Source organism: Helicobacter burdigaliensis (assembly GCF_003670295.1).
Lineage (GTDB): Bacteria > Campylobacterota > Campylobacteria > Campylobacterales > Helicobacteraceae > Helicobacter_D > Helicobacter_D burdigaliensis.
On the sequence record NZ_QXJG01000004.1, the window covers coordinates 1 to 20,499 of the forward strand.

Sequence of the window (20,499 nt, forward strand, 5' to 3'; positions counted from 1 at the left end):
CCCCCCCCCCCCCCCCCCCCCCCCCCCCCCCCCCCGCCCCCCCCCCCCCCCCCCCCCCCCCCCCCCCCCCCCCCCCCAAATTTATATTTTAGTAACAAAAAGTAGCGTTTTTGGCTTAAAATGCCTATTTTTTGGAATTTATAAGGCTATATATTGTAAAAATTACTTAATTAAATTAAATATGATTTATTTTAAAAGTAAATAAAGTAATATTTACTTTATTTTATTGTGAAATACTTTGTTGATGCGAGGTATATTTTGTTATTACTTTTGGAGAATTTTAAGGTTTTGTTGTAAGTTTTTTAGATTTGCACCTGTGGATAAGACTATGCTTGTATGCTCCTCTTTTTACATATTCTTAAGGATAAGAATAGGAGTATAAAAGGGGATTACCACGGCTAATAAATAAGTCTTGTAGTGTGAAGGGAGAGGATTATTCTCTTGTAATAAAACCCTCTCCTTCCTATTAAGCTAGTATTTTAAAAAATACTCTTGAATCTTTTTTGGATCTTGAGTTTTAGTGAGTGCTAGCATTAAAAGAACTCTAGCTTTTTGTGGATTTAAATCTTCTGTACTTATAAAGCCTAGCTCTTTATCAGCTTCGCTTACTGCTACTCTTCCAGCTACAACTCTTGAGCTAATGGCTACTTTTAGCCCTTTTGGCATAAGCTCTTTTAAGATGTTTTTTTGATCTTCATGGATACTTCCTGCACCACTTCCAGCGATTACTAAACCTTTTGTGCTATTTTCAAAAAGTGCTTTTGCTGCCACTCCACTTCCATCGTTTGAATAAGTGTAGAGAATATCTACTTTAGGTAAAGTTTCTAGCTTACTTACGTCAAAAGGAGAATCTTTTGTGTGCTCTTTTAAAACTTTGTTGTAAAAAAATACTTTACCATCTACGATATAGCCTAAATCCCCAAAATCAGGAGAAGAGAACGCATCTACATTAAGGCTGTGGGTTTTTACAACGCCTCTAGCGCTTTGAATCTTATCATTCATTGCTACCATTACGCCTTTGCCTCTAGCTTCTTTGCTTGCAGCTAGTGCTACTGCATTATAGAGGTTTTTTGGGCCATCTGCGCTCATTGCAGTTGATGGACGCATAGCACCCACTAGCACCACAGGCTTATCGCTTTTTATTGTGAGGTTTAAAAAGTAGGCTGTCTCCTCCATGGTGTCTGTCCCATGTGTGATAACCACCCCATCAATCCCACTTTTAAAAAGTGAATTAATTTCTTTAGCAAGTTTTAGCCAAATAGCATCACGCATATTGGAACTATCAATATTGGCAATTTGCTCCCCACTAATCTGTGCTAAATCTTGGATTTGTGGGACAGCTTTTATAAGCACATCAACTCCTACAACTCCTGCTGTGTAACCAGTAGTCGCCACTGCACTATCAATAGAACCTGCAATTGTGCCACCGGTTGCTAAAATAGCAATTTTTGGTTTAGCTTCTAGCATACTTACTCCTAAAAATAACGCCACCAAACAAAGTAAAATTTTCTTCATTATCTTTGCCCCCAGTTTTAAAATTTGCCTTAAAATTAAGGCTTATTGAATTATAAAGAAGAAATAAGCAAAAATAAATAAAACAAATTTAAAAACTTAAAATTTTTTATGGCTTTGTTAAAAAATGTAATTTTATAAATCTTTTTCAATCATACAAACCGCTTCTAATGCATCTTTTGCTAAAGAATTTGTATATTTTTCTAAAAGTTCTTTGCTCGCATAACCGCTTAGAACACCAATGGAATTTACCCCTGCACTAGAAGCTGCAAGAATATCTAGCGGAGTATCTCCTATCATAAAAATTTGTTGTTTTGCTAAGGGGATATTTATAAGTTCTAGTGCCTTTAAAATAGGTTCTTTATCAGGCTTTGCATGGATAACATCTTCTCTTCCTATCACACAAGCAAACTTTTCTAAAACCCCAAAATGCTCCAAAAGTAGCTTAGAGTATTTGCCAGTTTTTGTGGTAACAACGCCTAAAGTTGCAAATGTATGGGCTTTTAAAATAGCTTCTTTTGCGTTTGTTAAAAGCTGTGTTTTGGCATTGCAAATTTGTCTATAATGCTCTTTGTAAATATCAATATGTTGTTTTAAATTTTTTTCTTGAACGCCTAGAGTTTTAAACATATCTTCTAGTGTATGTCCAATCTGTGAGCTTACTGCATCAAAAGTAGGCTCTTTTTCTCCTAAAGCTTTAAAGGAGTGGCAAAAAGATTCATAAACTGCTTGTGTAGAATCAATTAAAGTGCCATCTAAATCAAATAAAATAATTCTATTTTTCATAAAATATTCTTACCTTTGTATAAAAATTTATCGTAATTTATCAAATTTTAGCTAAAACAATCCGCTTTTTGTTAAAATATGCAGTTTTATTTTAAAAAAAGTAGGAAATATGCCAAAACGCTATGAAAGCCTTATAGCCTCTTTACTTAAGCGTCCAAATTCTTTGAATGAATTTGAAAGCAAGCTTTGTCAAATTGGCGGTTTATTTACAGATAAAGAAAGCGAATTAGAACTTATAAAAAATAGCGGAATCCCTTTGTGGTATGAATATGATAAGGTTTATTTTCGCCCTAAACTTACAGAGCTTAGTGAAGAATCTTATTGTATTATAGATATTGAGACAAACGGACATGATCCAAAAATCCACCAGCCCATTGAAATAGGTGCAATTCTATACCAAAAGGGCAAAGTGCAAAAAACTTTTTCTACTTTTGTTTTTTGTGAATATATCCCACAAAGCATTACAGAGCTAACAGGTATTTCTCAAGAAATGCTAAAAGATGCACCTCCTATACATCAAGCACTAGAGGCTTTTAAGTTATTTTTGGGGGATAGCATTTTTGTAGCGCATAATGTTTTGTTTGATTTTTCTTTTCTTAGCAATTCTTTAAATCGTCATGGGTTTGGGTATTTATACAATCCCACTCTTTGCACGATTAAACTAGCACAAGCTACCTTTAGTGCGCCAAAATATTCCCTTGCATTTTTAAATGAATTTTTAGGGATTTATCATAGTCCTTTACATCGTGCATTAGAAGATTCTAAGGTGGCGTTAGAGATTTTTAAATATTGCTTAAAAAAATTACCAAAAAATATCCATACAAGCTATGATTTGTTACAATTAGCTTCATCGCAGTTTTTAAAAGGTTATAAAAAACAAAGAAAAACGAGGAGTAAAAATGCTATACAAAAATTATCCTAAAAATTTTAAATCCATTCCAAGCCCTTGCTATGTGCTAGAAGAAGAGAAGCTAGAGAAGAATTTGGAGCTTTTAAAAAGAGTGGAAGAAGAAAGTGGGGCTAAGGTGCTTTTAGCGCTGAAAGGCTATGCACTTTGGAGGAGTTTTCCACTTGCTAGAGAATATTTGAGCGGAATTACTGCAAGTGGGATTTATGAGGCAAGATTGGGATATGAGGAGTTTAAAAAGGAAGTGAGTGTTTTTTCTCCCGCATATAAAGAAGAAGAGATAAAAGAGCTTGTAAAGATTTCAAATCATATCATTTTTAATTCTTTTTTGCAGTGGCAAACTTACAAGGGCTATATCTTAGAAGAAAACAAACAAAGAGAATCCCAAAATAAAGAAAAGATTGAAATAGGGCTTAGGGTAAATCCAGAGTATAGTGAAGTAACTCCTGCAATTTATAATCCTTGTGTTGAGGGTTCAAGGCTTGGGATTAACAAAGAAGAGTTTAAAAAAGGAGTGAAAAAGTATGGCTTAGAGGGGATTAGTGGGTTGCATTTTCATACACATTGTGAGCAAAATAGCGATGCACTAAAGAGAACGTTAAAACACTTTATTAAGCATTTTGGGGAGTATATTCCGCAAATGAAATGGGTAAATTTTGGCGGAGGACATCATATTACAAGAGAAGATTATGATGTGGAATTGCTTATTAAGATTATCAAAAAATTTAATAAAACCTATAATAAACAAGTTTATTTAGAACCCGGTGAAGCAATTGGTTGGCAAACAGGATTTTTAATAGGAAGTGTGGTGGATATTGTTAAAAATGGGGTTAATATTGCACTTTTAGATGTGAGTGCAGCAGCCCATATGCCAGATTGCCTTGAAATGCCCTATCGCCCTATGGTAAGAAATAGCTTTTATGCTAAAGCACAGACTAAAAAGAAACACCTTAGCTTAAAATCAGAAGCCAAATACACTTATCGTTTAGGAGGACCTACTTGTCTAGCAGGAGATGTGATAGGGGATTATGGATTTAGTGAAAAGTTAAAAGTAGGAGATAGGATTATTTTTGAAGATATGATTCACTATACAATCGTTAAAAACAATACTTTTAATGGTGTTCCTTTGCCAAGTATTGGAATAATCCATAAAAATGGAGAGTTTGAATTGCTAAAAAGCTTTAGCTATGAGGATTACAAATATAGGAACAGCTAAATTTTGAAAATTACATTTATATTTTATGTTGATTTAACATAAAGTGAATATAATCTACATCACAATTTATTTTTGTAACAATTATTACAAAACAATTTTAACCCTTTTAAAACTAGGAGAAAAGGAAATACAATGAAGTCAATTCATAAAATACTCGCTTTAGCTTTTTGTTCTCTTGCAATTTTTAGTGGTTGCTCTAAAGAACAAAAGCAACAAGCTCCGCAGTCTTTGCCCGTTAGCACTTTTAAGGTTCAAAAGAGTGATGTTGCAGTAGCCTTTGAATATCCTACGCAACTAAAAAGTCTTCAAAGTGTGGGCATTTATGCAAGAGTGGAGGGCACACTTTTGAAGCAAAACTTTATTGAGGGGGGATTTGTAAAGAAAGGAGATAAGCTTTTTAAAATTGATCCTGCAAAATATTTAGCCAATGTAAATATTGCAAAAGCACAGCTTCAATCCGCACAAGCTTCGCTAAAAGAAGCAAATCGTGATTGGGAGCGTTCTAAAAAGCTTTTTAGTCAAAAAGCCCTAAGCCCAAAAGAACGCGATCAATCACTTTCAGCTTATGAGAATGCGAGTGCAAATGTAGCAAATGCTAAGGCAAATTTAGACAATGCGATGATTGATTTAGGATATACAGATGTAATTGCGCCCTCTAGCGGTAAAGTGGGTATTGTAAATTATGATATAGGAGATCTTGTAGGAAGTGCAGGTTCTAATAATGTGCTTACGACTATTACACAACTAGATCCTATCCACGCAGAGTTTTCAATTCCTAGCAATGATTATTATTTTTTGCGTAGTTTAAACCGCGATAATTTAAAGATTCAATATATTTTACCTAGTGGGCAAATTTATGCTAAAGAGGGTGTACTAGACTTCCTTGATAGTGTGCTAGATACAAGCACTTCTACTATTAAAGCAAGAGCCATTGTAGAAAACAAAGAATCTCTATTAATACCGGGTGAATTTTCAAGAATCCGCTTACAAGGCTTAATCGCAAAAGATGCTATTGCAATTCCGCAAGTTGCTGTTTTGCAAGATGCAAAAGGAAGCTATGTGTATAGAGTGGTAGATGGCAAAGCAGTGCAAACACGCATAGTTTTAGGCAATGCAGTGGATAATAGCTTTTTGGTGCAATCAGGATTAAATGAGGGAGACGAGATTATTACAAATCAGCTGATTAAAATCAAGCCTAATGCACCTGTTCGCCTTATGAATGCACCGAGTGGAGCTACTCCCACACAAAATGCCAAAATGGCAAGTTAAGGTTTTATAGATGTTTTCAAAGTTTTTTATTAATCGTCCTGTTTTAGCAATGGTAATGTCTATTATTATTGTAATTGCAGGTTCTTTATCTATTTTTTCTTTAGCGGTGGAGGAATATCCTCAAGTAACTCCCCCACAAGTTGTAGTGCAGACTACTTATCCGGGTGCAAATGCAGAGGTTATCTCAAGCAGTGTTGCAAGTATTTTGGAAAATAGCATTAATGGGGTTGAGGGTATGATTTATATGCAATCTTCTTCTACTTCAAGCGGGAATCTTTCTATTAATGTTTATTTTACGAATGAAACCGATCCTGATCAAGCAACTATTAATGTAAATAACCGCGTTCAAGCTGTGCTTAGTCAGCTTCCTCAAGAAGTGCAAAGAATGGGGGTAACCGTAGATAAAAGATCTTCCACAATTTTAGCGGTATATTCACTCTCTTCAGACACTCCTAGCCAAAATGCAACCTATATTGCAAACTATGCGACTATTAATATTTTAGATGAGCTAAAAAGGATTCAAGGTGTAGGGGATGCTACACTTTTTGGTAGGGAAGAATATTCTATGCGTATTTGGCTCTCTCCAGATAAGCTTACAAAATATAATTTAACTCCATCCGATGTAATTGCACTTGTGCAAGAGCAAAACTCTCAATTTGCAGCAGGAGCTTTTGGGCAAGAGCCAGTTAGAGATGATTTAGAATTTACCTATTCTGTAACAACACAAGGAAGATTTACCGACGCAAAGGAGTTTGAAAATATTTTAATCCGCACAAATCCTGATGGTTCTTCTTTAAGATTAAAAGATGTAGCAAGAGTAGAGCTTGGTGCAGAAGATTATAGTGTAAATGGCTTTTATAATGGAAAACCAGCTGTTGCATTTGGTGTGTTCTTGCAACCTGGAGCTAACGCACTTAATGTAGCAAAGGCGGTAAATGCAAAGCTAGAAGAGCTTAGTAAAAGCTTCCCAGATGGGCTAACTTATGCGATTCCTTATGATACAACTGCTTTTGTTAATGTATCTGTGAAAGAGGTGATTAAAACCTTTATTGAAGCAATCATTCTAGTTGTAATTGTTATTTATTTCTTCTTGCAAAATTTTAGAGCTACGATTATTCCAGTTCTTGCCGTGCCAGTGTCTATCATTGGTGCATTTGCGGGAATGTATATGTTAGGCTTTTCCATAAACTTGCTTACACTTTTTGGATTGATTTTAGCCATTGGTATTGTTGTAGATGATGCGATTATTGTAATTGAAAATGTAGAACGATTAATCCATGAAGAAAAGCTTTCGGTTAAAGCAGCTACAATTAAAGCAATGGAAGAGATCGCAAGTCCGGTTATCGCCATTGTTTTAGTGCTTTCAGCAGTTTTTATCCCCGTAGCATTTATGGGAGGCTTTTCAGGAGAGATTTATAGGCAGTTTGCCATTACTATTGTAATTTCGGTAGTTATTTCAGGTTTTGTTGCTTTGACGCTTACTCCAGCGCTTTGTGTGTCTATTTTAAAAGCAAAAGAACCAAAACCCTTTTATATTGTAAGAAAGTTTAATGAGTTTTTTGATTGGCTAACCCATCAATTTACTGCAAAAGTAGCCCATGCAATTAGAAGAGGCTTGTTGTATGTGATTTTATTCTTTGGACTTATTGGAATTACTTATGGGATTTTTAAGCAAGTGCCAACAGGGCTTGTTCCATCAGAAGATAAGGGAATCTTGCTTGTTTCTATGAAGCTCCCTCCTGCTACTGCATTAAGCAGGACGACAAACACAGCTTCTTTTATGGAACAAAATGTGAGGGCTAATCCAAATGTAGAAGCAGTAATGGCTTTGGCAGGATATGATATGCTTTCAAGTGCGGTAAGAACTTTTGGGGGAACTGCGTTTGTTAAGCTTAAAGATTGGGGAGAGAGAAAGGAAGCTTCGCAACATTCACAAGCAATCGCGGGTGCTTTGACAGGAACTTTAATGCAAAATCCTAATGCAGTGATTTTTGCACTTAATCCACCGCCTATTATGGGGCTTAGCTTGACAGATGGATTTGAAATGTATATTCAAGATAGAACGGGTGGTTCTATTGAAAATTTACAAAAATATACACAAATGGTGCTAGAAGCAGCAAGCAAAAGACCGGAGCTAAAAGGCGTTAGAACTACACTTAGCGTAGATGTGCCTCAATATAGCGTGTCTTTAGATAGACAAAAAGCAAAGTCTTTAGGTGTGAATGTGAGCGATGTTTTCTCCACGCTTCAAGCTACATTTGGTGCTTATTATGTGAATGATTTTAATCTTTTTGGTAGAACTTATAAAGTAAATATTCAATCTGAAAGCCCTTTTAGAGAAAGTCCCGATGATTTAAGGAATGTTTTTGTGCGTTCAAGCAATGGAGATTTAGTGCCTATTAGCTCTCTTGTAAGTTTTAAAAGGGTGATTGGACCAGATATTTTAGAGCGTTTTAATCTTTTCCCAGCAGCTAAGCTTATGGGGGATGCAGGAGATGGATATTCTTCAGGTGATGCGCTAAAAGCCATTGAAGAAGTGGCTAATGAAATCTTGCCAGAAGGTTATACAATCGCTTGGTCAGGAAGCTCTTATCAAGAAAAAGCAAGTAGCGGAACAGGAACGGTTGCTTTTGTTTTTGGATTAGTGTTTGTTTTCTTGATTTTAGCGGCTCAATATGAAAGATGGCTTATGCCTATGGCAGTTTTAACTGCAGTGCCTTTTGCGGTGTTTGGCGCGATTTTGGCAACTTATTTAAGAGGATTAAATGTAGATATTTACTTTAATGTTGGACTTGTAATGCTTATCGCACTTGCTGCAAAAAATGCGATTTTAATTATTGAATTTGCAATGCAGGCAAGAGAAGTAGAGAAAAAGGATATTTATGAATCAGCCATTGAAGCTGCAAGATTAAGATTCCGTCCTATTGTGATGACTTCACTAGCCTTTACCATTGGGGTTTTACCTCTTGCACTTAGCACAGGAGCAGGTGCTGCAAGTCGCCATGCTATTGGAACAGGTGTAATTGGTGGAATGCTTGCTGCTACTTTTATTGCGACTTTCTTTATTCCGCTTTTTTATACTTATTTTGCTAGATTTAGCGAATATTTAGGAAGACGCTTTGGAGGTAAAGATGAAGAATAAAATTACAACTTTAACTTTTGGTTTGGGATTGCTTTTAGCAGGTTGCTCTCTTTCTCCAAAGTATGAGAAGCCTACGACAAATTTACCCCAAAGTTTTGAAGTGGAAAATCCAAAGCTTGATATGAGTGCTATGGTTTCACAAACTTGGTGGAAAGATTTTGAAGATGAGGATTTAGATGCACTTGTAAAAGAAGCCTTAGAAAATAATTATGATTTAGCAGTGGCTATGGAGAGAGTAAGTCAGGCTAGAAGTATGTGGGGTTATGCAAGGAGTGATCGTTATCCTAGTATTGGAGTGCAAGGAGAAGCTACAAGAAATAAGAAGAATCCACAAAATAATAAACCTAACAATTATAATAATTTCTCGCTCTCTGCAGTGTTTAATTATGAGCTAGATTTGTGGGGGAGAGCAAGAGATGCAGATAGGAGTGCATATGCTACGCTTTTAGCTACTAAAGCTTCAAGGGATACGATTATGTTAAGCCTTGTAGCAGGAGTGGCAGAGAGCTACTTTGCACTTTTAACCATTAACAATCAAGTGCAAATTTCACAAAATACGCTTAAAGCACGCACAGAAAACTATGAATATAGAAAAAAAGAGTATGAAGTAGGAAAGATTTCAGAGATTGATATGCAACAAGCAAAATCAGAAATGGAGAGCGTGAGGGCACAACTTCAAAGTCTTTTAATGGAGCAAAATTCCGCACAAACTGCCTTAATGATACTGCTTGGCAGAGATCCGCAAGGGATTTTTAAAGTGGAGCTTCCAACAAAAGCAAAAGCTCTTCCAAAAGCTCCTATTGTTCCTGTGAATCTGCCTTCAGAGCTTTTAGAGCAACGCCCAGATATTGAAGCAGCCGAGCAGGATCTAAAAGCGGCTAACTTCTCTATTGGAGTAGCTAGAAGTGCTTATTTCCCTACTATTTCTTTAACAGGAATGGCAGGATATGTAAATCCAAAGCTAAATGAGCTTATTAAAAATTCTTCATCCACTTGGAATTATGGAGGGAATTTTGTGGGTAATCTGCTGGATTTTGGTAGGACAAGTGCAAATGTAGAGCTTAGTAAATCTCAATATAGAGAAATGGTGTTAAATTACGCTCAAGTAGTGCGAAATGCGTTTGGAGAAGTTAGGGATTCTTTGTTTAATTATTCTATGAGCGAGCAAAGATTAAAGAGCCTAAAAGATAGAGTAGAAGCACTAAGACGCACTTTGGTTTTAGCAGAATTACGCTATCAAGAAGGATATACAAATTATCTTGAAGTATTAAATACGCAAGAAATGCTTTTTAGTGCAGAGTTAGAAGAGCAAAATGCTATGTTAGAGCATTTAAGTTCAGCAATTAATGTGTATAAATCTTTTGGGGGTGGTTGGGATAAAGCCACTTATGAAGATAGGGATTAAAATTCTTAGTTAATGTGTATTTGTGTTGCAAGTAAAACACTCCCTTGTCATTGCGAGGCACATTGTGCCGAAGCATACAAGCGAAGCGTTATCCACAAGCGATAGCGAAGTGCAAATCTAAAAGAGAGTGGAAGATATTTTATTCAAAAGTAAGTTATCTTAGGCGAGAAGTGGGAGCCCTGAATTTGACAAGCAAATTCTTCCCGTTTGTTGCAAGGCAACCAACCCTATGGAACATCGCGACGATAATTTCTTTTGCAATAAAGAGTTTATCCCTTTTCATTGCGAGATTCACTTGTGAGCCGAAGCAATCTAAAAGGCTACCTTGACGGGTTATTCTTTTAGACTGCCACGAGGTTTTAACCTCTCGCAGTAACACGTTGGGTTGTCCTAAAATTATCATTGCGAACGAAGCGTAGCGGAGTGTGGCAATCTATAAGGGAAGCCACCCTTTTGTCATCGTGGAGGTTTCCCTGTCTTAACCTTGTTTAGAGGGTTTAATGTGTTTTTATCTTAAAATTTTCATTTAAGTAAATTCTTAAAAGTTATTTATGTGCTTGTTTTGTTATAATTCATAAAATTTTTCTAATAAGGAAAAGTATGAAATTAGCATTTTTGCTTTTAGGTTGTGCGTTTCTTTTTAGTGGTTGTGTTTATCATAATAGATGTGGTTTAAGTGCATCTGATTGGGAAGATAAGGGATATTATTATGATTCTCAAGGGAATTATAGAGAAACTTGTCCAGAGGATATGCTTCTTTATAAAGATGATGCGCCAAGAAATACTAATGGAATAGAGCAAGATGAAGCTGAACTCTATTAAAAAAACACGCGAATCTTTGCTTACGCATAAGCATATTTTACCACTTTTGGAGGAATTAAAGAAGATTGAAACGATACCAAAAGAAGAGCTCATGGGTGTTAAATTTTCTTTAAAAGAAGCCATAGAAATTCATTTGCCCCATGCTTCTAGGACGACTTTAGAGCTCATTGAAAGTGTTGCTAGAAGTCTTATTCCTTGGAGAAAAGGACCTTTTAAAATCAATAATCTTTTAATTGATAGTGAGTGGAATAGCTCTATAAAATACAATCTTTTGGCTCCCCATCTTAATATTGAAAATAAAGTAGTGGCAGATATTGGTTGCAACAATGGCTATTATATGCTGCAAATGCTTGCAAAAGAACCTTTGAGGATAGTGGGGTTTGATCCTATGCCACTTTGTAAATTGCAATTTGATTTTATAACTTCTCTTGTGGGTGAAGTTCCTTTGAAGTTTGAAATGCTAGGAATAGAAGATTTACCTTTTTATGGAGTGGAGTTTGATAGTGTGTTGTGTCTTGGCGTTTTGTATCACAGGAAAAGTCCATTAGACTGTATCAAGCTTGTTTTTAATTCTTTAAAAAAGGGTGGGGAGGCTATTTTTGATAGTATTATTATCCCAGGGAATGAATTAACTTGTCTTTTTCCAAAGGAGAGATATGCAAAAATGCCTAATGTTTATTTTATCCCTACACTAGAAACTTTTAAAAATTGGCTTTTAAGAAGCGGTTTTAAAGAAGTGCAACACATTGCGACATTAAAAACAGGTATTGAAGAACAAAGAAAAACAGAATGGAGTTCTAAAGAAAGTCTTGAAGATTTTTTAGATTCTACAAAAGAAAAAACGATTGAGGGATATCCAGCACCCCTTAGAGCGTATCTTAAAGCTAAAAAGCTTTAAGAATTAGAAAATTCCACTAATTTGGTTTGCAATTTTATCTTCTAGCACGGGTATAGCTTCTTCTAAAGTCAAATTAAGCTTTGTAGCTTCTGCAAAAAGAGTGGTTTGTTTTTCTGAATAGTCTGTTGTATAGATTTGCTCATTATAATTAGTGCGATTGTCTTGTAATCTTCCACCGCCTTGTGTATCTCTAACATCGCCTCCAAAGCTATTTAAAAAACCTGCTCTTCTTCCATCAGTAACTGTGGCTTGTCTTGAAGCAGAAGCGTTTGTATTGATGGTTCCACCTTCTACTTTTTGGCGAATGTTAATATCTACTTGCATTTGATAAATCGTATCTTCTGTGAGTTTTCCTGCAATCCCACCTACTAAAGCACCAATCGCACCACCTGCAATAGTTCCTGTCATAGAGCCATGGTTATATCCACCTACGCCTGCACCAACTCCAGCACCTAGAACCGCTGCTCCTGTTGCATTATTTTCTTGCTTTATATTGCAATAAAGCACATTAGCTTGTAAAATAAAATTTGCCATTTTAGGATCATCTACGATTGTATAGCCTTTAGCTTGTAGGTTGCCTAGAACTTTTGATAATAAATTAATATTTTGTCCGCTTGTATTCCGCATCGCTATATAAATAGTTTGTTTATTTTTGGCAACAGGATCAATAAAGATACTCTGACTCATTGTGGCTTTAGTTTGCATTGTTGTTGTTACACAACCACTTAAAAACAAAGCACATAAAATACCTAAAAGATAAAAGCGTTTCATTTGTATTCCTTAAATAATTGTTTTGATAAAGGCGATTATATCTAAAAAATAGAAATAAATAATAAATTTTCTTTTGTTCTTGTAAAATTAGTCTAAGTAAAAATGTGCAGTGCTTTGGTTTGTGAGTTTGTGTAATTTATTTAAAGACTAGCAATCTAAAAAGATTGCTAGAATATTTTAAAATCAAACATTAAAGCGGAAATGCATAATATCTCCATCATTTACGATATATTCTTTGCCCTCAACCCTCATTAATCCAGCTTCTTTGCATTTTGCTTCGCCACCCTGTTTAATAAAGTCTTCATAGGAGATAACTTCTGCTCTAATAAAGCCTTTTTCAAAGTCTTTGTGGATTACTCCAGCGGCAACGGGAGCTTTATCGCCTTTATGGATTGTCCATGAACGCACTTCTTTAACTCCTGCTGTAAAATAGCTAATAAGCCCAAGTTTTGCAAATCCAAGCTTGATAATCGCATCTAAACCGCTCTCTTTTACACCAAGTTCTGCTAAAAACTCTTTTTGTTCAGTTTCATCTAAGCTTACTAATTCTTCCTCAATTTTAGAACAAAGCTTAATCACTTCTGCATTATTTTTTTGTGCGTAAGTTTTAAGCGATTTTACAAGTGCATTATCTTCTAGCAAGGAGGCTTCATCTACATTAGCACCATAAATAATATCCTTATTGGTTAAAAAGCGGAGTTCCTTGTCTAAAAGCAAAAAGCTCTCATCCTCTTTTTTGCTAAAATTTCTTACCGCTTCCCCAGATTCAATATGTGCTAGAAGCTCTTTTGCAATTTCTAATTGAGCTTTTGCTTCTTTATCTGTGCCATTTTTTGTATTTTTAGTTAATCTTTCTACTCTTTTTTGGAGGGTTTGCATATCTGCAATTAAAAGCTCTGTTTCTATAATCTCCACATCACGCAAAGGATCAATGCTGCCTTCAACATGCGTGATATTGCTATCTTCAAAGCATCTTACAATGTGTAAGATCACTTCAGTTTCTTTGATATTTGCTAGAAATTGATTGCCAAGCCCCTCGCCTTTGCTAGCACCTTTTACTAATCCTGCAATATCTACAAATTCTACTTGAGAATGCACGATTTTTTCAGGATTTACGATTTTAGATAGCTCATCTAAACGACTATCAGGCACAGGGACAACTGCCTTATTGGGTTCAATTGTGCAAAAGGGATAATTTGCAGATTGTGCATTTTGCGTTTTAGTAAGTGCGTTAAAAGTGGTAGATTTTCCGACATTTGGCAAACCTACAATCCCAATAGATAAACCCATTATTTTTCCTTTATATTATTTTTGATAAATTCTACACAAGCTCTAACACCAGCACCGCTTGCACCAAAAGGATTCACTCCCCAGCTTTTCTCCACATAAGCAGGTCCAGCGATATCTAAGTGTAGCCATTTGTCTTGTAAGCTTTTTGGAACGAATTCTCCTAAAAACATTCCCGCACTTATAGCGCTACCATATCTTGATGAGGGGATATTGCAAAGATCTGCTACCTCTGATTTATAAAGCTTTTTTAAATAGGGATTAAAAGGTAAAATTGCACTAAGTTCTCCTGCATTATTTGCACTCATTAAAAAAGAGTGTTGCAGTTTTGAATTATATCCCATAACGCCTGTTGTGTATTCGCCAAGTGCTACCACACAAGCACCTGTTAGGGTTGCTAAATCTAGTAGATAATTAGGTTCTAATTCACTTGCATAACTTAGACAATCTGCTAATACCAAGCGTCCTTCAGCATCAGTATTTCTAACTTCTATGCTTTTACCGCTACGAGAAATTAAAATATCATCAGGTTTATAAGCATTTCCGCCAATCATATTTTCCGCTAAACCTAAAATACCATGCACTTCAGCTTCTAAGCCAAGTTTTGCAACACTTTGCAAGATTCCAAGCACCGCACAAGCACCGCTTTTATCTGCTTTCATGGTTGTCATATAATCGCCTGGTTTTAAGCTTAGCCCCCCGCTATCATAAGTTAGTCCCTTGCCTACGAATACAAATTTAGGGATATTTTTATTTTTAGATTTTTTAGGTTTATAGCTTAAATGGACTAAAAAAGGAGAATTTACGCTCGCTTTTGCCACTGCTAAAAATGCACCCATTTTTTCTTTTTCTAAATCTTTAGAATCTAAAACTTTGCACTCTAAATTTAATTCTTTTGCTAATTTTTGCGCATCTTTGGCAATAAATTCAGGAGTGGCTTGCATAGGGGGAGTATTAATGAGATTGCGGACATAATTTACACTATCAGCGATAATATGTGCTTCTAAAATAATAGTTTCTAAGTCTTGTTGCGGTATTTTTGTAGAATTTAGATAAATTTCTTCTAATGTAGTTTCGCTCTTTTTTTCTTTAAAATCTTCAAAAGTATAGTTTCCTAGCAAGATACCCTCACAAGCTTCTTTAGCTTCTTTTATACTTTCTACATTTAAGCTTAGGGTTTTGATATTTAGCTTTTTTAAAAAATTAATTGCTAAGAAAAAAGCATCTCTTATGGAATTACAAAAAGAAGATTCCTCATCAATGCTTACTAAATATATATTTCCATAAGGGACAAAAAGATTTCCCTCTCCTTTGTAGTTTTGAAATTCTAAAAAAGCTTTTTGTTCTTTTGTGAGATTTTTTGGTATTTTTTGGTTTCTTATAAGGATAAGATTAACATTGCCTTTTTTACTACCTGCTAAAATTTTCATTTTTTTCTCCTATGATTTTCTTTTCTACTTTTTTGGTAACTCTATGAAGATAATAATAAATCCCTCCACCTACTATAATCGCAAAAGGAATTGCTACATAATAATGCTCTTTGGCATAATGCACGAGTGCTAAAAGTTGTTCGCCAAAGTAATAAGCAAGCATTATGGTTATAGTTGCCCAAATCATTGCGCTTATTAAATTAATAAAAGCAAAAGTTTTAGCGCTATATCTTGTAACGCCAATACTCATGGGTATCACCGTTCGCATTCCATAAAGATAGCGTTGCACAAAAATAATAGGCCAACCATACTTTTGTAGCAACAAATGTGCAAAGGCAAACTTTCTCCGTTGTGTTTTTAGCTGTTTGTAGATGAATTGTTTATTATAACGCCCAATATAAAAATAAACTTGATCTCCTACAAAACCGCCAAGTCCTGCTACAACGATAGCAATAGGGATAGCCATATCCCCAGTATGGCACATAATCCCTGCCATAATAAGTCCAAGCTCACCTTCTAATGTGCTCCAAATAAAAAGAATAATATAGCCATATTCTTGTAGCCAATGCGTAAAAAGCTCTTCCATGATACTTGCTTCTTTAGTTAATTTTATATTTTATTCTAACAAAAAAATACTTACAAACTACTAATCGGCTTTAAAACTTAAAGAAATTGAATTGACACAATGGCGTGTATTTTTAGCAGTGAATCCCTCTCCTCTAAAAATATGCCCAAGATGTCCGCCACATTTAGCACACACTATTTCTGTGCGTCTGCCATCCCTATCAGGTTGTTCTTTGACTGCATTTTCAATACAAGAATCAAAACTAGGCCAGCCACAGCCAGAATGGAATTTGTCTTTAGAGCTATAAAGGGGGCTTAGACATTGTTTGCATACATAAATGCCTTTTTCAAAAAAGTTTTCATATTTGCCACTAAAGGGAGCTTCTGTGCCTTTGTGGAGAATAATAGCTTTTTCTTCTTTGCTTAAGGGTTGCATTTTTTGCCTTTTTGTTGAAATTCTACCCAAGAATTAGTAAATCGATGGTTTATTATTTAAAAAGAGTGCTTCCTAAGCGCACTAAATTACTTCCACATTCTATGGCTAGAGTAAAATCGCTACTCATTCCCATGCTTAAAATTTGTGCTCCTTCTTTTTGCAGTTTTTCATAAATATTTCTTGTACACTCAAAGCTTTTTTGGATAACTTTTAAATCTTGCGTATGTGCTCCTATACTCATAAGTCCGCACAGCTTGATATTAGGGCATTCTTCTTTTATTTTTAAATAAGATTCATAAGCGACTTCTGGTGCAAAACCACTTTTGCTTTCTTCTTTGGCACTATTGACTTGCAAAAGGGTATTTAGGCTTAAATTTTCTTTTTGCAATCTTTTTTGTAATTCTTGTGCAAGCTCTAAAGAATGGAGGCTTTGTAGCATAAAGGGTTTAATTTTTAAAAGTGCGTTGATTTTGTTTGTCTGCAAAGTGCCTATAAAATGCCATTCTAAAGGAAGAGAATCTAAGCTTATACTTTTAGTTTGTAAATCTTGCACTTTATTTTCCCCAAAGGCTCTTTGTCCACATTGATAGAGCGCTTTAATCTCTTCAGAGCTAGAGTATTTGCTAACTGCTACAAGCTTTATAATTCTATGCCTATCTACGCTAATTCTTGCTTTTTCGATTCTTTCAATCGCATCGATTAAATTTTGTTCCAATTGCATTTTATTTCCTTTAAGGCATTGTGCCATTAAGTAGTCTTAAAATATCATTATAAAGTCCAAGTCCCATTAATCCAAGCAAAATAACCCAGCCTGCCATTGTAAGGCGATAGAGGGTGTTAATAGAAGGGATTTTTTTAGTAATCATCTCATAAAGAGTGAAAATAATATGCCCTCCATCTAATGCAGGAATAGGGAGTAAATTTAAAATTCCAAGATTAACAGAGATTAAAGCCATAAAGGCAAGAAGAGTGATTATGCCAAGCTCACTTGCTTGTTTGGTAATAGATACGATAGAAACTACGCCCCCAACTTCGCTAATAGGCACAACCCCTGTAATTAGCTTCTCAATCCCTTTGACGATTAAATAACTTGCCTCTAATGTTTTTGAAAATGCTACACTAAAGCTTTCTGTGAAAGAATAAGAAACTACTCTAACTTCGCCTTTTGCGATAATGCCAACAAGAGGACGTGAAATCTCTTCTCCAAAAATGTTTTTACTTTTTCCAATTTGGGGAGTGAGAGTTATTTCATATTCTTTATTGTTGCGTAAAATTACCAAGTTTAATTCTCCACTAGATTCTAAAATCTCTTTATTTAAGGCATTCCAAGTTTTAATGAGCTTGTTGTTTATCTCAATAATTTCATCATTAGGAGCTAATTTTGCAATTTGTGCAGGGGAGTTTGGAGAAATTTTGCCAATGGTGGGTGCGAGTTCTTTTTGCCCTGCAAGTGCGATGATAATATAGCACAAAAATGCAAGTAAAATATTAAAAAATGATCCTGCAGCTAAAATCACTAGGCGTTTCCACGAAGCAATTCCATAAAGGCTATCTTTGTCGTAATTACGATTTTTGGGATCAAGATCGCTTTGTCCTTTAAGCTCTACAAAGCCACCAAGGGGAATAGGACGCAAGGAATACTCTGTATCTCCTATTTGCTTTTTCCAAATTTTTTGCTTACCAAAACCTATGCTAAAAGCATTCACTCTAACGCCAAAAAGTCTAGCAGCTAGAAAATGTCCTAGCTCATGAAAAAATACTAAAAAGGATAAAACTAAAATTGAAGTAATAAAGCCCATGTATAACCTTAACGCGATTTAGAATATAATTTTACATAATCATAGCCAGAATATAGGGTGATTGCCACGGCTAACCAAAGCACAAAGGGTGCAAAAGAATAATCCATAAGCAAAAATGCAATGGCTGTAATTTGCATACCTGTTTTATATTTTCCTAAGTTTGAAGCTGCTACTTTTATTCCTTTAGAAGCGGCAACCACTCTTAAGCCTGTAATGAAAAATTCTCTACTTAAAATTAAAAATACAGCCCAAGCATCTGCTCTATCCCATACTAAAAGCCCAATGAATGCACTTAGCATTAAAAGTTTATCTGCTAAAGGATCAAAAATTTCACCAAATACGCTCATTCCACCAAAGTTTCTTGCAATAAATCCATCAAAAAAGTCTGTTGCACTTGCAACACAAAAGATAAGCGTTGCAAAATAGTTAATCCAAGTGGGGTGGATAGGGGGAGGGAGCAAAAAACTCCCATATAAAATAATACATAAAAGCAAAAATGCCAAAAAGATTCTTAAAATTGTCAATACATTAGGTAAATTCTTTAATTCTAGCATTTACTTAAAGCTTGTTCCTCCATCAATTACGATTGTTTGTCCTGTAAGCCACGCACTTGAATTGTTATCGCATAAGAATAAACAAGCACCCGCAATATCTTTTGGATCTCCCATGCGGTTAAGAGGGCTTTGTTCTTGCACGGCAGCTTTGATTTGCTCATAATCTGGGAATGCTTTTAGTGCATCCGTATCAATAGGTCCTCCACTTACAGCATTTACACGGATATTAAACTCTCCTAGCTCCATTGCAGCATATTTTACCATTGTTTCTACCGCATTTTTGGAGTTACCATGCCCTGCATAGTTTGGCATATAGACTAAATTTCCTGTGGAGCTTAGAGAAATAATACTACCTCCACCTACTTTTTGCATTCTTTTTGCGGCTTCTTGCGCACCTACTACGAAAGCTAGAACGGTTGCTGTGTAGATATTGTTTAATCCTTTAGGCTTAAGACGCATAAAAGGAGCAAACCCACCTACAACACTTTTGCCATAGATAATTGCATTGCTAATAAAAAAATCCACCCTTGAAAAATCTTCATCAATTTTTAAAAATAAATCTTTATAGGTTTCTGGTTCTAGCACATTTAGTGGGTAGGCTTTAGCTTTGATATTAAATTTTGCTTCTACATCTGTGATGATTTTTTGTGCTTCTTCTTCGTTTTTGTTGTATGTAAAAGCAATATTTGCCCCATTTTCAGCAAAGCGGTAGAGAATCGCTTTGCCTATACCTCGTGTTGCTCCGCTTATTACAAGTGTTTTTCCTTTGATAGTTTCTAACATTTTTTCACCTCATACTTTGTTAAGATATTTTCTAAATAACGCATACTCTCTGCACTAGGAGGCACAAGAGGTAAGCGATATTCTAGTGTTTGCAATAATCCGCATAAATACATAGCTGCTTTTATGGGAATAGGGTTGCTTTCAATAAAAAGTGCTTTATTGATTAAATAAAGTTCATTGCTGATTTCTTGAGATTTTTTGTAATTATTCTCTTTTAAAATCGCATGTGTAAGCTGTGCAATTTTATCAGGAAGTAGATTGGAAGTAACTGAAATCACCCCCATTCCTCCACAGCATAAAATAGGATAATTAATCGCATCATCACCACTTAAAATGGCTAAATTTTTTTCTTGCGTATTTAAATCAATGATTTTTTCAATATTTCCACTCGCTTCCTTAACTCCATAAATATTTTTAACTTCTCTAAAGAGTTTTAAGATTGTAGCAGTTTCTAAGCTGACGCCGGTGCGTGATGGGACATTATAAAGCATTAGGGGAATCTCAATGGATTCTGCAATGGTTTTATAGTGTTGAAATAATCCCTCTTGTGTAGGTTTGTTATAATAAGGAGTAACGCATAAAATCGCATCTGCTCCATACTTTTGTGCAAATTTAGCAAGCTCTATTGCTTCACTTGTGGAGTTGCTTCCAGCACCTGCTAAAACTTTAACATCCTTGCCTTTTTCTTTGTTTTTTTTGCATACGCTTAAAGCTACTTCAATACATTCTTTATGCTCATCATGGCTTAGAGTTGCAGATTCTCCAGTTGTCCCAACAGGCACGATAGCATCTATGCCATTATCAATTTGTCTTTGGATTAAAGATTCATAAGTTGCTAAATCTAATTTTCCATTTTTAAAGGGAGTAACAAGGGCTGTCATTGCCCCTATAACTTCGTTTGTTAATTGCATATTATCC

19 protein-coding genes are annotated in these 20,499 nt (G+C 35.4%); 7 read left to right on the plus strand and 12 right to left on the minus strand.

What is annotated here, in order from left to right:
- Nucleotides 1-471: 471 nt before the first annotated feature.
- Entirely contained in the window at nucleotides 472-1,515 is a 1,044-nt protein-coding gene (locus EBF09_RS02760; RefSeq protein ID WP_121763624.1) for a type II asparaginase, read from the minus strand.
- Between the two features lie 132 nt (nucleotides 1,516-1,647).
- Nucleotides 1,648-2,298, minus strand: coding sequence for an HAD family hydrolase (locus EBF09_RS02765; RefSeq protein WP_121763625.1), 651 nt, complete (start codon nucleotides 2,296-2,298; stop codon nucleotides 1,648-1,650).
- 109 nt (nucleotides 2,299-2,407) lie between these two features.
- Between EBF09_RS02765 and EBF09_RS02770 the strand changes: the two genes are divergently transcribed.
- From EBF09_RS02770 to cmoB, 7 genes are all read left to right on the plus strand, one after another.
- Complete coding sequence (locus EBF09_RS02770) at nucleotides 2,408-3,220, plus strand: 3'-5' exonuclease (RefSeq protein WP_121763626.1); 813 nt, start codon at nucleotides 2,408-2,410, stop codon at nucleotides 3,218-3,220.
- Entirely contained in the window at nucleotides 3,198-4,421 is a 1,224-nt protein-coding gene (gene nspC / locus EBF09_RS02775; protein WP_121763627.1) for a carboxynorspermidine decarboxylase, read from the plus strand. The genes EBF09_RS02770 and nspC overlap by 23 nt, the downstream gene beginning before the upstream one ends.
- A gap of 132 nt (nucleotides 4,422-4,553) precedes the next feature.
- The gene (locus EBF09_RS02780; RefSeq protein WP_121763628.1) at nucleotides 4,554-5,690 is read left to right on the plus strand and encodes an efflux RND transporter periplasmic adaptor subunit; all 1,137 of its coding nucleotides are present in this window, start codon (nucleotides 4,554-4,556) and stop codon (nucleotides 5,688-5,690) included.
- Between the two features lie 10 nt (nucleotides 5,691-5,700).
- Nucleotides 5,701-8,832: an efflux RND transporter permease subunit gene (locus EBF09_RS02785; protein WP_121763629.1), complete on the plus strand. Its 3,132-nt coding sequence runs from the start codon at nucleotides 5,701-5,703 to the stop codon at nucleotides 8,830-8,832.
- Nucleotides 8,822-10,237: an efflux transporter outer membrane subunit gene (locus EBF09_RS02790; protein ID WP_121763630.1), complete on the plus strand. Its 1,416-nt coding sequence runs from the start codon at nucleotides 8,822-8,824 to the stop codon at nucleotides 10,235-10,237. The genes EBF09_RS02785 and EBF09_RS02790 overlap by 11 nt, the downstream gene beginning before the upstream one ends.
- 600 nt (nucleotides 10,238-10,837) lie before the next feature.
- Nucleotides 10,838-11,059: a hypothetical protein gene (locus EBF09_RS02795; protein WP_121763631.1), complete on the plus strand. Its 222-nt coding sequence runs from the start codon at nucleotides 10,838-10,840 to the stop codon at nucleotides 11,057-11,059.
- Nucleotides 11,040-11,957, plus strand: a complete 918-nt coding sequence (gene cmoB / locus EBF09_RS02800) for a tRNA 5-methoxyuridine(34)/uridine 5-oxyacetic acid(34) synthase CmoB (protein WP_121763632.1) — start codon at nucleotides 11,040-11,042, stop codon at nucleotides 11,955-11,957. The genes EBF09_RS02795 and cmoB overlap by 20 nt, the downstream gene beginning before the upstream one ends.
- Before the next feature lie 3 nt (nucleotides 11,958-11,960).
- On the opposite strand, the gene EBF09_RS02805 is transcribed toward cmoB, so the two are convergent.
- The 10 genes from EBF09_RS02805 to dapA all read right to left on the minus strand — a co-directional run bounded on the left by EBF09_RS02805 (nucleotide 11,961) and on the right by dapA (nucleotide 20,492).
- Nucleotides 11,961-12,728: a complement resistance protein TraT gene (locus EBF09_RS02805; RefSeq protein WP_121763633.1), complete on the minus strand. Its 768-nt coding sequence runs from the start codon at nucleotides 12,726-12,728 to the stop codon at nucleotides 11,961-11,963.
- Between the two features lie 183 nt (nucleotides 12,729-12,911).
- Nucleotides 12,912-14,018, minus strand: coding sequence for a redox-regulated ATPase YchF (gene ychF / locus EBF09_RS02810; RefSeq protein WP_121763634.1), 1,107 nt, complete (start codon nucleotides 14,016-14,018; stop codon nucleotides 12,912-12,914).
- Entirely contained in the window at nucleotides 14,018-15,445 is a 1,428-nt protein-coding gene (locus tag EBF09_RS02815; protein ID WP_121763635.1) for a leucyl aminopeptidase, read from the minus strand. The genes ychF and EBF09_RS02815 overlap by 1 nt, the downstream gene beginning before the upstream one ends.
- Entirely contained in the window at nucleotides 15,426-16,031 is a 606-nt protein-coding gene (locus tag EBF09_RS02820; RefSeq protein WP_121763636.1) for a DedA family protein, read from the minus strand. Before EBF09_RS02820 ends, EBF09_RS02815 begins: the two co-directional genes overlap by 20 nt.
- Nucleotides 16,032-16,091: 60 nt before the next feature.
- On the minus strand, nucleotides 16,092-16,445 hold the full coding sequence (locus tag EBF09_RS02825; RefSeq protein WP_121763637.1) for a methionine-R-sulfoxide reductase: 354 nt from the start codon (nucleotides 16,443-16,445) through the stop codon (nucleotides 16,092-16,094).
- A 52-nt stretch (nucleotides 16,446-16,497) separates the two neighbouring features.
- The gene (locus EBF09_RS02830) at nucleotides 16,498-17,166 is read right to left on the minus strand and encodes a YggS family pyridoxal phosphate-dependent enzyme (protein WP_121763638.1); all 669 of its coding nucleotides are present in this window, start codon (nucleotides 17,164-17,166) and stop codon (nucleotides 16,498-16,500) included.
- A gap of 10 nt (nucleotides 17,167-17,176) precedes the next feature.
- Nucleotides 17,177-18,244 carry an RIP metalloprotease RseP gene (gene rseP, locus EBF09_RS02835; protein ID WP_121763639.1) on the minus strand — a complete coding sequence of 356 codons (1,068 nt, stop codon included), beginning with the start codon at nucleotides 18,242-18,244 and terminating at the stop codon, nucleotides 17,177-17,179.
- 8 nt (nucleotides 18,245-18,252) lie between these two features.
- Entirely contained in the window at nucleotides 18,253-18,798 is a 546-nt protein-coding gene (gene pgsA, locus EBF09_RS02840; RefSeq protein WP_121763640.1) for a CDP-diacylglycerol--glycerol-3-phosphate 3-phosphatidyltransferase, read from the minus strand.
- On the minus strand, nucleotides 18,799-19,581 hold the full coding sequence (locus tag EBF09_RS02845; RefSeq protein ID WP_121763641.1) for an enoyl-ACP reductase: 783 nt from the start codon (nucleotides 19,579-19,581) through the stop codon (nucleotides 18,799-18,801).
- The gene (gene dapA / locus EBF09_RS02850) at nucleotides 19,575-20,492 is read right to left on the minus strand and encodes a 4-hydroxy-tetrahydrodipicolinate synthase (protein ID WP_121763642.1); all 918 of its coding nucleotides are present in this window, start codon (nucleotides 20,490-20,492) and stop codon (nucleotides 19,575-19,577) included. Before dapA ends, EBF09_RS02845 begins: the two co-directional genes overlap by 7 nt.
- Between the last annotated feature and the right edge of the window lie 7 nt (nucleotides 20,493-20,499).

Bases quoted from the DNA above. Each gene is read 5' to 3' on its own strand.
- cmoB (WP_121763632.1), top strand. From the start codon at position 11,040: ATGAAGCTGAACTCTATTAAAAAAACACGCGAATCTTTGCTTACGCAT.
- EBF09_RS02765 (WP_121763625.1), bottom strand. From the start codon at position 2,298: ATGAAAAATAGAATTATTTTATTTGATTTAGATGGCACTTTAATTGAT.
- ychF (WP_121763634.1), bottom strand. From the start codon at position 14,018: ATGGGTTTATCTATTGGGATTGTAGGTTTGCCAAATGTCGGAAAATCT.
- EBF09_RS02815 (WP_121763635.1), bottom strand. From the start codon at position 15,445: ATGAAAATTTTAGCAGGTAGTAAAAAAGGCAATGTTAATCTTATCCTT.
- EBF09_RS02820 (WP_121763636.1), bottom strand. From the start codon at position 16,031: ATGGAAGAGCTTTTTACGCATTGGCTACAAGAATATGGCTATATTATT.
- EBF09_RS02770 (WP_121763626.1), top strand. From the start codon at position 2,408: ATGCCAAAACGCTATGAAAGCCTTATAGCCTCTTTACTTAAGCGTCCA.
- EBF09_RS02845 (WP_121763641.1), bottom strand. From the start codon at position 19,581: ATGTTAGAAACTATCAAAGGAAAAACACTTGTAATAAGCGGAGCAACA.
- nspC (WP_121763627.1), top strand. From the start codon at position 3,198: ATGCTATACAAAAATTATCCTAAAAATTTTAAATCCATTCCAAGCCCT.
- EBF09_RS02780 (WP_121763628.1), top strand. From the start codon at position 4,554: ATGAAGTCAATTCATAAAATACTCGCTTTAGCTTTTTGTTCTCTTGCA.
- EBF09_RS02805 (WP_121763633.1), bottom strand. From the start codon at position 12,728: ATGAAACGCTTTTATCTTTTAGGTATTTTATGTGCTTTGTTTTTAAGT.
- pgsA (WP_121763640.1), bottom strand. From the start codon at position 18,798: ATGCTAGAATTAAAGAATTTACCTAATGTATTGACAATTTTAAGAATC.
- EBF09_RS02830 (WP_121763638.1), bottom strand. From the start codon at position 17,166: ATGCAATTGGAACAAAATTTAATCGATGCGATTGAAAGAATCGAAAAA.
- EBF09_RS02785 (WP_121763629.1), top strand. From the start codon at position 5,701: ATGTTTTCAAAGTTTTTTATTAATCGTCCTGTTTTAGCAATGGTAATG.
- EBF09_RS02825 (WP_121763637.1), bottom strand. From the start codon at position 16,445: ATGCAACCCTTAAGCAAAGAAGAAAAAGCTATTATTCTCCACAAAGGC.
- dapA (WP_121763642.1), bottom strand. From the start codon at position 20,492: ATGCAATTAACAAACGAAGTTATAGGGGCAATGACAGCCCTTGTTACT.
- EBF09_RS02790 (WP_121763630.1), top strand. From the start codon at position 8,822: ATGAAGAATAAAATTACAACTTTAACTTTTGGTTTGGGATTGCTTTTA.
- EBF09_RS02795 (WP_121763631.1), top strand. From the start codon at position 10,838: ATGAAATTAGCATTTTTGCTTTTAGGTTGTGCGTTTCTTTTTAGTGGT.
- EBF09_RS02760 (WP_121763624.1), bottom strand. From the start codon at position 1,515: ATGAAGAAAATTTTACTTTGTTTGGTGGCGTTATTTTTAGGAGTAAGT.
- rseP (WP_121763639.1), bottom strand. From the start codon at position 18,244: ATGGGCTTTATTACTTCAATTTTAGTTTTATCCTTTTTAGTATTTTTT.